This is a genomic window from Streptomyces sp. WAC05374, from assembly GCF_004353505.1.
Taxonomy (GTDB): domain Bacteria; phylum Actinomycetota; class Actinomycetes; order Streptomycetales; family Streptomycetaceae; genus Streptomyces.
Genome location: NZ_SMNQ01000004.1, coordinates 33,567 through 46,806 on the forward strand (window position 1 = coordinate 33,567; position 13,240 = coordinate 46,806).

At 73.6% G+C, this 13,240-nt stretch carries 11 protein-coding genes; 4 read left to right on the forward strand and 7 right to left on the reverse strand.

What is annotated here, in order from left to right; translation table 11 throughout:
* Nucleotides 1-20: 20 nt before the first annotated feature.
* A complete protein-coding gene (locus tag E2B92_RS10535; RefSeq protein WP_126889210.1) occupies nucleotides 21-1,229 on the reverse strand; it encodes a Gfo/Idh/MocA family protein in 1,209 nt (402 codons plus the stop codon).
* A 603-nt stretch (nucleotides 1,230-1,832) separates the two neighbouring features.
* Here E2B92_RS10535 and E2B92_RS10540 point away from each other — a divergent pair.
* Nucleotides 1,833-3,029 (forward strand): acyl-CoA dehydrogenase family protein, encoded by a 1,197-nt coding sequence (locus tag E2B92_RS10540; protein WP_126889211.1) that lies wholly within the window; start codon nucleotides 1,833-1,835, stop codon nucleotides 3,027-3,029.
* 105 nt (nucleotides 3,030-3,134) lie between these two features.
* On the opposite strand, the gene E2B92_RS10545 is transcribed toward E2B92_RS10540, so the two are convergent.
* The 5 genes from E2B92_RS10545 to E2B92_RS10565 are packed head-to-tail and all read right to left on the reverse strand — an operon-like array spanning nucleotide 3,135 to nucleotide 6,765.
* A complete protein-coding gene (locus E2B92_RS10545; protein ID WP_126889543.1) occupies nucleotides 3,135-3,710 on the reverse strand; it encodes a GAF domain-containing protein in 576 nt (191 codons plus the stop codon).
* On the reverse strand, nucleotides 3,707-4,345 hold the full coding sequence (locus tag E2B92_RS10550) for a GTP-binding protein (RefSeq protein ID WP_126889544.1): 639 nt from the start codon (nucleotides 4,343-4,345) through the stop codon (nucleotides 3,707-3,709). The genes E2B92_RS10545 and E2B92_RS10550 overlap by 4 nt, the downstream gene beginning before the upstream one ends.
* A complete protein-coding gene (locus tag E2B92_RS10555) occupies nucleotides 4,323-4,694 on the reverse strand; it encodes a DUF742 domain-containing protein (protein ID WP_126889545.1) in 372 nt (123 codons plus the stop codon). Before E2B92_RS10555 ends, E2B92_RS10550 begins: the two co-directional genes overlap by 23 nt.
* A gap of 3 nt (nucleotides 4,695-4,697) precedes the next feature.
* Nucleotides 4,698-5,132: a roadblock/LC7 domain-containing protein gene (locus E2B92_RS10560; protein ID WP_126889546.1), complete on the reverse strand. Its 435-nt coding sequence runs from the start codon at nucleotides 5,130-5,132 to the stop codon at nucleotides 4,698-4,700.
* Nucleotides 5,133-5,139: 7 nt separating this feature from the next.
* Nucleotides 5,140-6,765 carry a sensor histidine kinase gene (locus tag E2B92_RS10565; RefSeq protein ID WP_443070276.1) on the reverse strand — a complete coding sequence of 542 codons (1,626 nt, stop codon included), beginning with the start codon at nucleotides 6,763-6,765 and terminating at the stop codon, nucleotides 5,140-5,142.
* A 797-nt stretch (nucleotides 6,766-7,562) separates the two neighbouring features.
* Here E2B92_RS10565 and E2B92_RS10570 point away from each other — a divergent pair.
* From E2B92_RS10570 to E2B92_RS10580, 3 genes are all read left to right on the forward strand, one after another.
* Nucleotides 7,563-7,745 carry a hypothetical protein gene (locus E2B92_RS10570; protein ID WP_126889243.1) on the forward strand — a complete coding sequence of 61 codons (183 nt, stop codon included), beginning with the start codon at nucleotides 7,563-7,565 and terminating at the stop codon, nucleotides 7,743-7,745.
* A 119-nt stretch (nucleotides 7,746-7,864) separates the two neighbouring features.
* Nucleotides 7,865-8,515, forward strand: a complete 651-nt coding sequence (locus E2B92_RS10575; protein ID WP_126889244.1) for a DUF7691 family protein — start codon at nucleotides 7,865-7,867, stop codon at nucleotides 8,513-8,515.
* Nucleotides 8,516-8,872: 357 nt separating this feature from the next.
* Nucleotides 8,873-12,151 carry an amidohydrolase family protein gene (locus tag E2B92_RS10580; RefSeq protein ID WP_126889246.1) on the forward strand — a complete coding sequence of 1,093 codons (3,279 nt, stop codon included), beginning with the start codon at nucleotides 8,873-8,875 and terminating at the stop codon, nucleotides 12,149-12,151.
* Nucleotides 12,152-12,253: 102 nt separating this feature from the next.
* On the opposite strand, the gene E2B92_RS10585 is transcribed toward E2B92_RS10580, so the two are convergent.
* On the reverse strand, nucleotides 12,254-13,222 hold the full coding sequence (locus tag E2B92_RS10585) for a glutathione S-transferase C-terminal domain-containing protein (RefSeq protein WP_133087487.1): 969 nt from the start codon (nucleotides 13,220-13,222) through the stop codon (nucleotides 12,254-12,256).
* Nucleotides 13,223-13,240: the final 18 nt, after the last annotated feature.

Consider the following 13,240-nt stretch of genomic DNA (forward strand, 5'->3'; position numbering starts at 1 on the left):
GCCCGCGAATGTGACGCGCTTCACGTCTCGGTCTGGCCCCGCTCGAAGTACGCCGCCAGGCCGGCGTCCGGTGCCGGCACCCGGCGGGGTGTGCCGCCGTCCCGGAGCGAGGCGGTGGCCAGGCACCCCGTGGCGACGGCCATCCGGGCGGCGACCGGTGAGGTGTCCGTCGGCCCGCCGTCCCGGACGAACCGGACGAACTCCTCGACCAGCAGCGGATCGGCGCCGCCGTGCCCCGCGTCCGCGCCCGGTCCGCCGCCGGGTGCCAGGAGGGGGTACGTACCGTCGGCGTCCGGCCGGTATCCGGAGCGCCGGGTGTTCCACACCTTCACGCACCCGCCCGGCCCGTCGCCGAAGTTCTCCAGCCGTCCCTCGTCCCCGATGACGGTGTAGTTGCGCCAGTAGTCGGGCGTGAAGTGGCACTGCTGGTAGGCGGCGAGCACGCCGTTGTCGAGGCGCATGTTCACCAGGGACACGTCCTCCACGTCGATCACGGGGTTGAGGGCGCGCTGGGTGTGCGGCGGCCAGCGGCCGTCCTCGGTGTACCAGTCGTCGGCCTTGGGTTCGCCGGGCGCGCGGCGGTGCGGGTTGTCGCCGTACACCATCAGGTCGCCCAGCGCCTGGACGTCGCGGGTCCATCCGCCGGCGAGCCAGTGCAGGACGTCGATGTCGTGCGCGGCCTTCTGGAGCAGCAGGCCGGTGGTGCGGCGGCGTTCGGCGTGCCAGTCCTTGAAGTACCAGTCGCCGCCGTGGCCGACGAAGTGCCGGACCCACACGGTCCTGACCCGTCCGACCGCCCCGCGGGCGATCAGGTCGCGCATGGTGCGCACGACCGGCATGTGGCGCATGTTGTGGCCCACGTAGAGGCGGGTCCCGGTCTCCCGGGCGGTGCGCAGGAGGCGGTCGCACCGTTCGACGGTGATGTCGAGCGGTTTCTCCACGAACACCGGCTTGTCCGCGCGCAGCAGGCGGCAGGCGAGGGCGGCATGGGTGTCGTCGGGGGTGAGGACGAGCACGGCGTCGACATCGGGGGCGTCGGTCACGTCCTGGTGGCCGGTGTGGAGGCGTACGCCGGGGAGGGCGGCGGCCGCCGCGGCCCGGGCGCGCGGGTCCGGGTCGGCGAGGGCGACGACCCGGGAGCCGGCTCCGGGGCGGTGGGCGGTGCGGGCGAGGCTGCCGCGCAGCCCGTATCCGAGGACGCCGAGACGGAGGTCGGTCGTGGTGGCCATGTGCGGTACCTCGTTCCTGGGGGGGGAGGCGGTCTCGTGTCCCTCCCCCGGCAGGCGGCCGGTGACCCGGGGGCCGCGCCCGGGGTGGTGGCGCGCTCCCGAGCGTGCGCCGTTGCCCGCGGCGGTGCGCGGCTCACTCCGGCCGGCGCTCCGACGCGCCGCTCCGCCGGTGCGCGACCGTGGGTCCACGGCGCACAGGGGCCTGCACGACGGCGCAATTCCCGCTCACGTACGGAACTGTTTCGGTCGACATGCACGCTGAATCGATCCGGCAGATGCATACCGGTGGGACACCTGCGCATCCATGAGGCACCGGCCGGAGTCCGGCGCCCCCTGCCCGGGAAAGCTTTGCCCTTGGCATGTGGCAGAAAGATGCGCTGGGGGAATGCCCTTCGGATAGGACCGGACAGGCCACTACCATGCGACACATATTTCCCACGGAACGTCAACACGCCGCATTTGAGCCAGAGTTGGCGACCGCGTTGAACCGTTCCGGAATGATCAACACCATGAGGTGGTCGGCCTGTTCGGGACGGGACCACTGCCGATGCACCATCTGCTCGAACAACCGCGCGAGCAGGCGTTTCGCAGAGGAGGGCTCGCATGGACGGGTACTTCGCCAGTCGACTGCATCATCAGCTACGGGGGCACGTCCGGCACTTCGCGGAGAGCGAGGTGCGGCCGCTGGTACCGGCCATGGAGGCGGCACGGTCGGTCCACCGCGACCTCTCCCGGCGCATAGCCCGGCAGGGCTGGCTGGGCGCGACCATCAGCAGGGACCACGGCGGGATGGGCGTGGGCCACCTCGGAAAGACGATCATCATCGAGGAGCTCTCCCGGGTCAGCGGCGCCATGGGAGCCATGGTCCAGGCCTCGCAGCTCGGCGCCGCCAAGATCGTCCACTTCGGCACCGACGAGCAGAAGAAGACCTGGCTCCCGGCGATCGCCGCGGGCGAGTGCCTGCCGACCATCGCGGTCACCGAACCGGAATCGGGCGGCCATGTCCTGGGCATGAGCGCCACCGCGGTGCGCGACGGGGACGACTACCTCCTGAACGGCCGGAAGGTGTACGTCGGCAACAGCCACGTCGGCGACCTGCACGGCGTCGTCGTGCGGACCGGGCCCGGCTCCAAGGGGCTCACGGCCTTCCTCGTGGAGGCCGACCGGCCGGGTTTCCGGGTGGGTGACCAGAAACCCACCATGGGCCTGCACGGGTTCAGCTTCGGCGAGCTGTTCTTCGACAACTGCCGTGTCCCGGCGTCCCACCGGCTCGGTGACGAGGGCGACGGGCTCGCCGTCGCGTACTCGTCGAGCGTGCTCTACGGGCGGGCCAACCTCACCGCCGTCTCCCTGGGGCTCCACCGGGCGATCCTGGAGGAGACCACCCGGTTCTGCGAGGAGCGCCACCGCTACGGCAGGCCGCTGCACGAACTTCCCTCGGTGAAGCTCAAGCTGGGCCAGATCCAGTCCCGGCTGATGACCGCCCGGCTCGCCGCGTACCACGCCGTGCACCTGCTGGACACGGGGCTGCCCTGCGACGCGGAGCTGATGAACGCCAAGCTGGTCAACGTCGAGTCGGCGCTGGACTCGGCCCGCAACGCCATGGAGATCCACGCGGCGGCCGGGCTCTTCACCGACCGGCCCATCGAGCGCTACCTGCGCGACGCGCACCACATCTTCGCCCCGGCCGGCACCTCCGACATCCAGTTGCTGCGGCTCGCCGAGGTCGCCCTGGGCACGGCCAAGGGACAGTGGTCCGAGCGGCTCGCCGATGTCGTCCGCATGGAACCCGCCCTGTAGCGCGCCCGGCGCCCCGGGGGAGCGCGTACGGCACTCCCCCGGCGGGCCGCGCCTCCGCCTTCCGGGGGCGGCAGGGCGTACCCCGCCCGCCGCCCCCGGCCGCCCTCAGAGCCGGCGGCTGTCCTCCCGCAGATGGATCTGCTCCACCAGCTCGGCGGCGAGGGACTTGATCGTCTCCAGCCCGGGCCGCCCCCAGGGCCGGGGCTCGGTGTCGACGACGCAGATCGTGCCGAGTGCCGTTCCCGTACGGTCGATCAGGGGCGCGCCCAGATAGGACCGGATGCCGATCTCGTCCACCACCGGGTTCCCGGCGAACCGCGGATAGTCGCAGACGTCCTCCAGCACCAGCGCCTTGCGCCGTACCACCACGTGCGGGCAGTAGCCGTGGTCGCGTGCCATGTACCGGCTGACGCCGCCGCCCGCGGCCGCCGTGGCGTTGAGCTGCTCGGCGCTCTGGGTGCCGTTCGGGGTGTGCAGGCCCGCGAAGAACTGCTGGTTCTCGTCGATGAAGTTGACCATCGAGTACGGTGCGCCGGTCACCTGCGCGAGCTTGTCCGCGAACGCGTCGAAGTCGGGGTCCGGCCGCTCCCCGATGCCGAGCTGGCGCAGCCGCTGGACGCGCAGCGGGGCCTCCCGGTCGACAGGGGTCAGCAGCAGGTGGCCGGTCGGGTCATACGTCATGTCGGTGCTCCGTAGCTCGGCGCCGGTGCCGGGGCCGGGTTGGTGTCCAGCAGGTGCTGGACGAGGGTGACCAGGGTCTGGATCCCGGAGCTCGCGATCCGGGCGTCGCACAGGACGACCGGCACCTCCGGCTTGAGGTCGATCGCCGCCCGTACCTCCTCCGGTTCGTAGCGGTAGCAGCCGTCGAACTCGTTCACGGCCACCAGGAACCGGATGCCGCGCCGTTCGAAGAAGTCCACCGCCGAGAAGGACGCCTGGAGGCGCCGGGTGTCGGCGAGGACGACCGCCCCGAGTGCTCCCTCGGACAGCTCGTCCCACATGAACCAGAAGCGTTCCTGGCCGGGCGTGCCGAAGAGGTAGAGCACGTGCCGGTCGTCGAGGGTGATGCGGCCGAAGTCCATGGCGACCGTGGTGGTCGTCTTGCGTTCCACGCCCTCGAGGCTGTCGGTCGCGGCGCTCACGGTGGTGAGCAGTTCCTCCGTGCTCAGCGGTTCGATCTCGCTGACCGCGCCCACGAACGTCGTCTTGCCGACCCCGAACCCGCCCGCGACGAGGATCTTCAGGGCGGTGGGGAACACGTCACCGGCCCCCGGTCGGTCCACGGGTCGGTCCTCAGAGCCGTCGTCGTAGGCCATCGAGCACTGCCTCCAGCAAGGAACGGTCGGTGGGGGTGTCGTGGAAGCGGGGCGCCCGCGCGGTCAGCGCCCCGCAGTCCACGAGGTCCGAGAGCAGCACTTTGGTGACCACGGCGGGCAGCCGTAAGTGCGCCGCGATCTCGGCCACCGAGGTCGGCCCGTCGCACAGTTGGAGGGCCGTCGCGTGCTCGGGGCCGAGGTGCGCCTGCGGCGCCGTCCCGGTGGCCATCACCAGGGAGAGCAGGTCCAGCGCCGCCGTCGGACGGGTGCGCCCGCCGCTCACCGTGTACGGACGGATGAGCCGGCCGGCCGCGTCGTCGAGCCAGGGCCCGTCCTGTCGCCTCGGCACGGCTCAGCGTCCCGTGCCGCCCGGCGCGGCCACCGCCTGTCTGGCCGGCGTGACCAGATACGGCCGCACGCTCTTGACCAGCATCGTCATCTCGTACCCGAGGACCGCCGCGTCCGTCTCCCGGCCGGCGAGCACCGCCAGGCAGGTGCCCGATCCGGCGGTGGAGACGAACAGCAGGGTGGAGTCGAGTTCGACGACCACCTGGCGGACCTCCCCGTCGTCGCCGAAGCGCGAACCGGCGCTGCGGCCGAGGGAGTACAGGCCCGAGGCCAGGGCGGCCATGTGGTCGGCGCTGTCGGCGTCGAGGCCGTGCACCGCCTTCACCAGGCCGTCCGAGGAGAGCAGAACCGCGCTGCGGGTGTAGGGCACCCGCTGGACCAGGCCGCTGAGCAGCCAGTCGAGATCCGAGGAATGGCCGGTCGGCACATCGCTCGCCATGGTGCATCTACTCCTTGTGCGCTTCGTCGGGTCGGTGCGGTTCCAGGTGGTGCGGATGTCCCGGGTGCGGGTGGTCGGGGTGGTGCGGCCCCCGCGAGGCCGGGGGCATGGACTCGGCCAGGCCGATACCGCGCCGGAAGGCCGCCATCAGGCCCGGGTCGTGCAGGGCGTCGTCGTCCTTGCGCGGGGCGGGTGCGTCCCTGAGCTGCGGAACGAGGTGCTCCTGGGCGCGGCGTTTGGGCAACTGGGGGCGGCCCGGGGTTCCCTGCGTGCCGGACGCGGGGTTCGGCCGGTCGGGCCGTTCACCGCGTACGGGAAGGGGCGCGCTGCCACCGTGCTGGTGCGGGAGCACCGGCGGGGCGGTGGCCGCGTGGACCGGCTTGCGGTGCACGGGCTCGGGGGCCGTGACCTCTGCGGGGACCCCCGGCTCGCCGGCCCGGTGTGCCGCCTCGTGGGCGGGGGCGGGGGCGGGAATGGGGGGGGGGGTGGGGGTGGCGCCGTGGGCGGGCTCGCGGGCGAGTTCGTGGGCGAGTTCGTGGGCGGCGTCGTGACCCGTCCGGAGCCCGGCCTGGCGTTCGGCCGGGGTGAGCCCGTCGGGGTCGGCGCCGAGCAGGCCCTGGGGAAGGACCAGCACGGCCTGGACGCCGCCGTAGATGTTGGACTGGAGGCGTACGGCGATGCCGTGCCGGCGGGCGAGCGCCGAGACGACGAACAGTCCGATGCGGCCGTCCTGGAGCAGGTGCGCCACGTTCACCTGGTCGGGGTCGGTGAGCAGGGCGTTCATCTTGTTCTGCTCGGTGACGGACATGCCCAGGCCCCGGTCCTCGACCTCGACGGCGAGCCCGGCCGTGACGTACTGGGCCCGCAGCAGCACCGGGGTGTGCGGCGCGGAGAACAGCGTCGCGTTCTCGACGAGTTCGGCGAGGAGGTGGATGACGTCGGCGACCGCGTGGCCGCGCAGGGTGCCGTCGATCGGCGGCACCAGCTTGACCCGCGGGTAGTGCTCGACCTCCGCGATGGAGGAGCGCAGGACCTCCGTCATGGTGACCGGGTTGGACCACTGGCGGCGCGAGATGGCCCCGCCCAGGACGGCCAGGTTCTCGGCGTGCCGGCGGATGCGGGTGGCCAGGTGGTCGATGTGGAACAGGCCCTTGAGCAGCTCCGGGTCCTCGACCTCGTTCTCCAGCTCGTCGAGCAACTGGATCTCGCGGTGGACGAGGGACTGCAGGCGACGGGCGAGGTTGACGAAGACCTCGACCTTCTGTTCGTTTCCGACGCTGCTGGACAGCCGCGACGCCTGGACGACGGTGGCGACCGCCACCTCGTGGGCCCGGCCCAGCTCCTCCGTCAGCAGGGCGAACTCGTCACCGCCCAGGGACGGCAGCGGCGCGCCCTGGCGGGCGGGCGGGCGTTCCCCGCGGCGGAGCTGCTCGACCAGGGCGCGCAGTTCGTTCTGGCCGCGCGCGCTGCGCCGCCGCAGGTCCTCGCACCGGTCGAGTACGGCCGTGGCGGCACGGTTCGCGCCCAGCGCGGCCGCCGTGACGGCGGCGACGGCGAGCGCGGTGGAGGCGGTGAGCGCGGCCCACAGGGCGGGCGACGGACGGGCACCGGTGGAGCGGATCGTGAAGAGCACGGCGGCCGTCCCGCCGAGAGCGACGACGACGGCGGGCAGTACGGCCGCGCGCAGGAGTTGGGGTCGTATGCGGACTTCGGCAGAGGGCGACGACGAGCGCGACCTCTTGGTGTGCGTCAGGGAACGGGCGCCTGGCCGGCCGTGCCGCCCGCCTTCACGGCGGTCCGGCCGCGCGGCGGGTGCGCGAAGTTGAGACATCAGCGTCCTTGGTACGTGGGGCCCCAGGAACAGGATTCGGCGTACTAAACGGATGGTCTGCTTCGGCGTCACGGTGGGCGCGTCATGTGTCGAATTGAGCCCGCCGTTGATCACCGGCAACACACGGTAGTCGTCAACGCGGCAAGTGCGGTGCGCAGTTGACAAACTTGCCCGCCGAGCGTCCTGCTCTGGTATGAGGCCTCGCACGGCCGCCCGATATCCCGCCCTGGCCGACACGCCGCGCCCCGTGGCCGGGCCCGGTGTGCGGCGCCGGGCCCGGCGCCCCGGCTCCGGACCGTGCGCTCGCCCCCGCCACCCCCGCCGCGCCCGGCGCCAGGGCGGCCGGTGCCCCCCGCCCGCGGTCACCGCGTGTGCCGGGGGCTCGTCACCGTACGGTCGCGGACGATGTCCTGGACACGGTCCTTGACAACCGCCCGCGTCACCCGTCCGGCCCAGGCGGCGACACCCCCGTGCCCGCCGCCGCACGGACCAGGGCCGCGTGCAGTGCGGGCACATGACCGTACGAGCTGTGAATAGGGACATGGATTCGAAGGGGACACCGACGTGACGCCCGGCGGGCGTCACCGGTTGAACCGGGCATGAAGAAGCGCAGCATGCTCGCCGTCGCGTCCCTCGTCGCCGGTACGGCGATCGCCGCCCTGAGCCCCGCCCCGCCCGCGGCACAGGCGGCCACCCCCGACGGTACGTCGAGCAGCGCGGACGTGACGGACTCCGCGGAGACCCTGGAGTCCGGGGGCGGGGAAGCCGCCGCGGACGCGTAGGCGGAGCCCCCGCCCCGCCCCCTCGCGCCGCGTGTTCTGGACGGTTGGGGGCTCGGGCCGGCATCGGCGATCAGCACCTGGCAGCCGGGATTGTCAGTGCCGGCTGGCAGCATGACTGCATGAGCCACAACATCGCCTACGCCACGGCCGACAAGGCCGACGTCCTGGCCTACCTGGGCGCCAAAGGCGACCTGACGGAAAACCAGCAGCGTCGCCTCGACGGCATGCGCCGGAACGCCCAGGTCCATCAGGACCGACTCGACCGTGAGGGCATCGACTGGGGCCTGTCCGTGCCCGACGCCCTCGACCACCTCATCGAGGGGCGCGCGGACGCGGACTCCGGCTGCGCGGGCAACGCGTACCACACGGCACTGCAGATCATCATCGACTACAACGCGTCCGACCCCGGCCACCTGGGCACCTACTCCATGCCCAGCACGTTCTTCGGCCTGGTCGACGAGGAGATGCGCCGCCTGGGCGTGCCCGCCGACCTCCTGCCCCACGGGTACCTGTACGGCGGGCTGCCCGACGACTTCCCCGACATACCGTGGGCGATGGACGGCTATCCGGCCATCGGCCACCTGCCGCTGGCCAAGGCCAAGCCGGCCGCCGACGCCTACCGCGCCGTGCTGGACCGCATGGACGAGAACCTCCGGTACGACGTCCGGGAGCTGATCGACAAGCTCGACGCGGAACACGAATCGTGGGAGTACGCCACGGAGAAGCTCGACTGGTACACCCAGGACACCCTCTTCTTCAAGCTCACCTGAGCGGCGGGGCGCGTCGGGAACCAGCCGATCGAGCCATCCTTGCCCGCTGGGTGCGGAGATGTCGCGTGTACGGCTCACTGGCGCCCCGTGTGCGGAATCATGGGCTCCGTGTCGGTTTCGCCAGTCCGGGCGGCCACGACCGGGCGGAGCCGGCTTCCTTGAGCGGGAGGACTGTTGAACCCCAGCGGGACGGGCCAGGCACGCGGTACGGCCACCGGAGCGACGGACGGGGCGGACGGGGTGGGCACGGTGGACGCGGCGGATGTGGCTGTTCCGGCGGACGGGGCGGGCGCGGCAGACACGGCGGACGGGGTTGATCCGGCCGATGCGGTGGTTCCGGCAGACGGGGCGGACGTGGTGGCTCCGGCAGACGGGGCGGGCGCCACGGGCACGGCCGGTACGGAAGGGCCGGCGGACCGGTCGGCAGCCCTGCCGGCGCTCTCCCGTCGCCGGTTCCTCGCGGGCGCCGGCACCGCCGCCGGAACCGCGTTGCTGTCCCCGGCGGCGGCCGCCACCGCCGCGGCCCGGGACCAGGTCGTCTCCCTGCGCTTCACGGCGGCCACCAACGGGGCGGCCGACATCGCGCCGTCCGGTGACCGGCTGATCGCCGAAGTGCAGCACGTCCTGTGGTCGTTGCCGCGCACCGGCGGCACCGCCGTACCGCTCACCCCGGCCGCGCTGGAACCCAGCCGTCCGGTCCACTCCCCCGACGGGTCCCTGATCGCCTTCTGCGCGTACCGGGACGGGGTGTTCCACGTGTGGACCATGCGGCCCGACGGCTCGGAGATCCGCAGGCGCACCGACGGGCCGTGGGACGACCGGGGCCCCGCCTGGTCCCCCGACGGGACCCGGATCGCCTTCGCCTCCGAGCGCGGCGGCGACCCCGTGACCGGCGCCCCGTACCGCATTTGGGTGCTCGACCTGCGGACCGGGCGGCTCACCGCCGTCAGCGGTCTGCCGGGGCAGGCCGGTCCGCTCCAGGACGGCCGCTGGGAGGACTTCGACCCGGTGTGGACGCCGGACGGTGCGCGCATCCTGTGCGTACGGGCGGCCGTGGTGACCACCGCGTCGGGGACGTCGTTGGAGGCCCGTACCGTCGTCTCGCTGCCGGCCGACGGCGGCGGGGGGCCGGTGACCGTCGTGCACACCGAGAGCACGGCCGCCCAGGTCCTGACCCCCGCCCTGTCCCCGGACGGGAAACGGCTCGCCCACCTGCGCACCACGCCCGCGCCCCACGGCTCGTGCACGCTCGTGGTGGACGGCGAGCCGGTGGCCGTCCCCGGGGACGTCGCACCGGTGCCACCGCGGTGGACCGCCGGGGGCGAGCTGCTGCTCACCGTGGACGGCCGGTTCTGCCTCGTGCGCCCCGAGGCACCACGGGCCCTGGAGCCGATTCCCTTCCGGGCCACGCTGCCGGTCCACCGGCCGCGCTACCGGGCCAAGACGCACTCCTTCGAGGGCGGCCGCACGCGCCCGGTGCGCGGCATCCACCTGCCCGCGCTGGCACCCGACGGACGCCGGATCGCCTTCGCCGCGCTGAACTCGCTGTGGCTGGCCGGCACGGCGGGCGGCCGTCCACCGCGCCGGCTGGTGCGCGCGGACACCACGAGCTACCTGCTCGGACCGGCGTGGGCGCCCGACGGCGAGTCCCTGGTGTACGCCGACGACAGCGACGGCCTGCTGGCGGTGTACCGGCACGACCTCGCCACGGGTGCGCGCACGGCACTGGCCACCGGCGGGCGGGTCCACCCGGCGCTCTCCCCCGACGGCGGCCGGCTGGCGTGCCTCGACCTGACCGGCCGCCTCGTCGTCATGGACCTGGCCACCGGCACGGAACGGGTGCTGGCCGCGCCCCTGGGCGGCGGCGGCCTGCCCGGGAGGCCCAGTTGGTCACCGGACGGCCGGTTCCTCGCGCTGTGCGACCGCAACCGGCTGAACATGCGCTTCCGCGAGGGGTACAACCTCATCCGGGTGGTGGACACCGCGACCGGTGCCGCCCGGTTGCACGCCGTCGCGCCGCACACCTCGATCTCCGACCGTTACGGCTCCGGTCCCGTCTGGTCGCCCGACGGCCGCTGGATGGCCGTGATCGTCGAGTCCGCCCTGTGCCTGCTGCCGGTGACGGCGGACGGCCGGCCGGCGGGGCCCCTGCGCACCCTCTCCTCCGAACCGGCCGACCACCCCTCCTGGTCCGCCGACTCCCGGACCCTCCTCCACCTCTCAGGCACCCGGCTGCGGCTGACGGACATCGACGGCGGCGAGCCGCGCACCGTGCGCGTGCCGCTGGACTACCGGCGGCCCGCCCCGGCCGACACCGTCGTGCGCGCCGGCCGGCTCTGGGACGGCACGGGCGGCGACTCGTCGGTGCGCGAGGACGTCGACGTCGTCGTACGCGCGGGGCGTGTCGCCGCCGTGGAGCCGCACCGGCCGCCGCGCGCCAGGCCCGCGGCGCGGCGGGTCGACGCCTCGGACCACACCGTGCTCCCCGGGCTGTGGGACGCGCACAGCCACCCCTGGCCGTACACCTATGGCGGGCGGCAGACCGCCTGCCAGCTCGCGTACGGCATGACGACCGCCGTGTCGCTCGGTGGGTTCGCCCATGAGCAGGCCCGTATCCGGGAGGCGGTCGAGGCCGGGCAGATGGCCGGTCCCCGGCTGCTGAGCTGCGGCGAGCTGCTGGACGGCTCCCGGGTCGCGTACAGCATGGGCAGGGCGCACCGTACGCGGGAGGGGCTGCGCCGGTCGCTGGAGCGGGGTGTGGCGCTGGACTGGGACGTGGTCAAGACGTATGTGCGGGCGCCGGGCTGGGTGATGGAGGAGGCGGCGCGGTTCGCCCACGAGCGGCTCGGGGTGCGCGTGGGCAGTCACTTCTGCTCGCCCGGAGTGCAGACGGGCCAGGACTTGACGAGCCACCTCCAGGCGACGCAGCGCGGTGAGGCCGGTCACGCGGTGACCGCCGCCGGCCGGGCGTACCAGGACGTGAGCGAGCTGTACAGCGCGCGGGGCGCCGGCTTCACCCTGATCGCGACACCGTTCACGGCGCGTGTGCTGGCGGGCGCCGACCCGGCGCTCGCGGAGGACGAGCGGGTCACCGCCCTCATGCCGCCCTGGGACGCCGCGCTCGTCCGGCAGATGGCCGCCCAGCCGCCGAGCGAGGCGCAACTGGACACGCTGCGCACGGAGATCGAGGTGTACCGGCGGGTGCTCGCGGCCGGGGGCCTGGTGGCGCTCGGCACCGACGCGCCCATCGTCCCGGTGGGCCTGTCCCTGCACCTGAACCTGCGGGCGCTGCACCTGGGCGGCCTCTCGCCCGCCGAGGCCCTGCGGACGGCGACCCTGCTGCCGGCGCGGGCGTTCGCCCTGGACCGGGACCTGGGCACGGTGGAGGTGGGCAAGGTCGCGGACCTGACGGTGGTGGACGGCGATCCGTTCCGGGACTTCGCCACACTGGTGCGCACGGTCTCGGTGCTCAAGGGCGGCGTACCGCACGAGAGGGCCGCCCTCGTCGGGGCGTTCCGCTCCCCGGGCGCCCGGCGGGCCCAGGAGGAGCCCCGGCTGGGCGCACGGGACTGGCTGGAGGTGGGCTGCGTGATGCGACGGGACGGCTGCTGTTCACCGGACACGGCGCACGGCTGACGGGCGGTCGGGGCGCGGGGGTGTACGTGGGCGGGTTCCGGGCCGCCCCGGCGACAAGTGCCCGCACGTCCCGGAACGGGTAACCGCCAGAGGGTCCCCGGTCTAGGCGGGGCTTGACGGGCCGGTGTGGAGAGCGTGTCGCGCTTCCATGGAACCGTCCGGATGCTCCTGGCGGGGCTGAGCAGCCGCCTCGCCCGCGACGTGGGCCGCCCAGTCCAGGATCTGCACGGCCGCCCCCGCTGCCTCCAGTCCCCTGCACTGGGCATGGTGCCGACGAGCGATGCCGTCGAGGTCGAGGTGCCGGCCGAAGGCGGGGTGGGCGGCCAGTCGCCGTGCATAGGCCCACAGGTGCGGATGGTCGGCCATGCGATGCACCGCCCCGGCGTCCAGGTGAAGGCGGTGCACGGTGTCGAGCCGGACCAGGGTCACCCACAACCACACGTCGGCGGCGGTGATGTCGGCGCCCAACAGGTGTTCCTGGTGGGCGAGCCGCCGTTCGAGCGAGCCCAGCGCCCGGAGCAGGGAGTCGAGGGCGGACCGGCGCACCGACGCGTCGGGGCCGGCCTCGCCGGCTTGCTGCGCGGCCTCGTTGATGCGGTACTCGCAGAGGTGCTCGACGGCCTCGATCTCCGCCTCCGCCCCGTGCGCGTACGGCGCGGTCCGGCCGGAGGCGTCGCCGGCGAAACGTCGGGCCAGGTCGCTCAGAATGTCCGGGGTGTGTGTGCTGACGATCCGCCCCGTCCAGGTGTCGCTCAGCACCGGTGCGGTGGCCGGTCCCTGATACCGGTGTGAACCGGCCTCGTACAGCGGGCGCAGAGCGGAATGGCCGCCGTCGGGTCCGTCGGGCACGGCCGGGAGCAGGACCACCGGGAGGATCTCTTCCAGGCCGAGCAGGCTGTGGGTGATCGCGATCCGCAGACAGTGGGGGCAGGACGGCGTGAGGTGCAGGCGGTAACGGCGGGGCACGGCGTAGTAGCCGCTGCTCGCGTCACCGCCGATCCTGCCCCGGAACGACGGCAGGGAGGGGAGGGAGGGGACGGACGGCACGGGGGGCAGGGGTGCGGCGGGCATGTGTCTCCCTGGGAATGC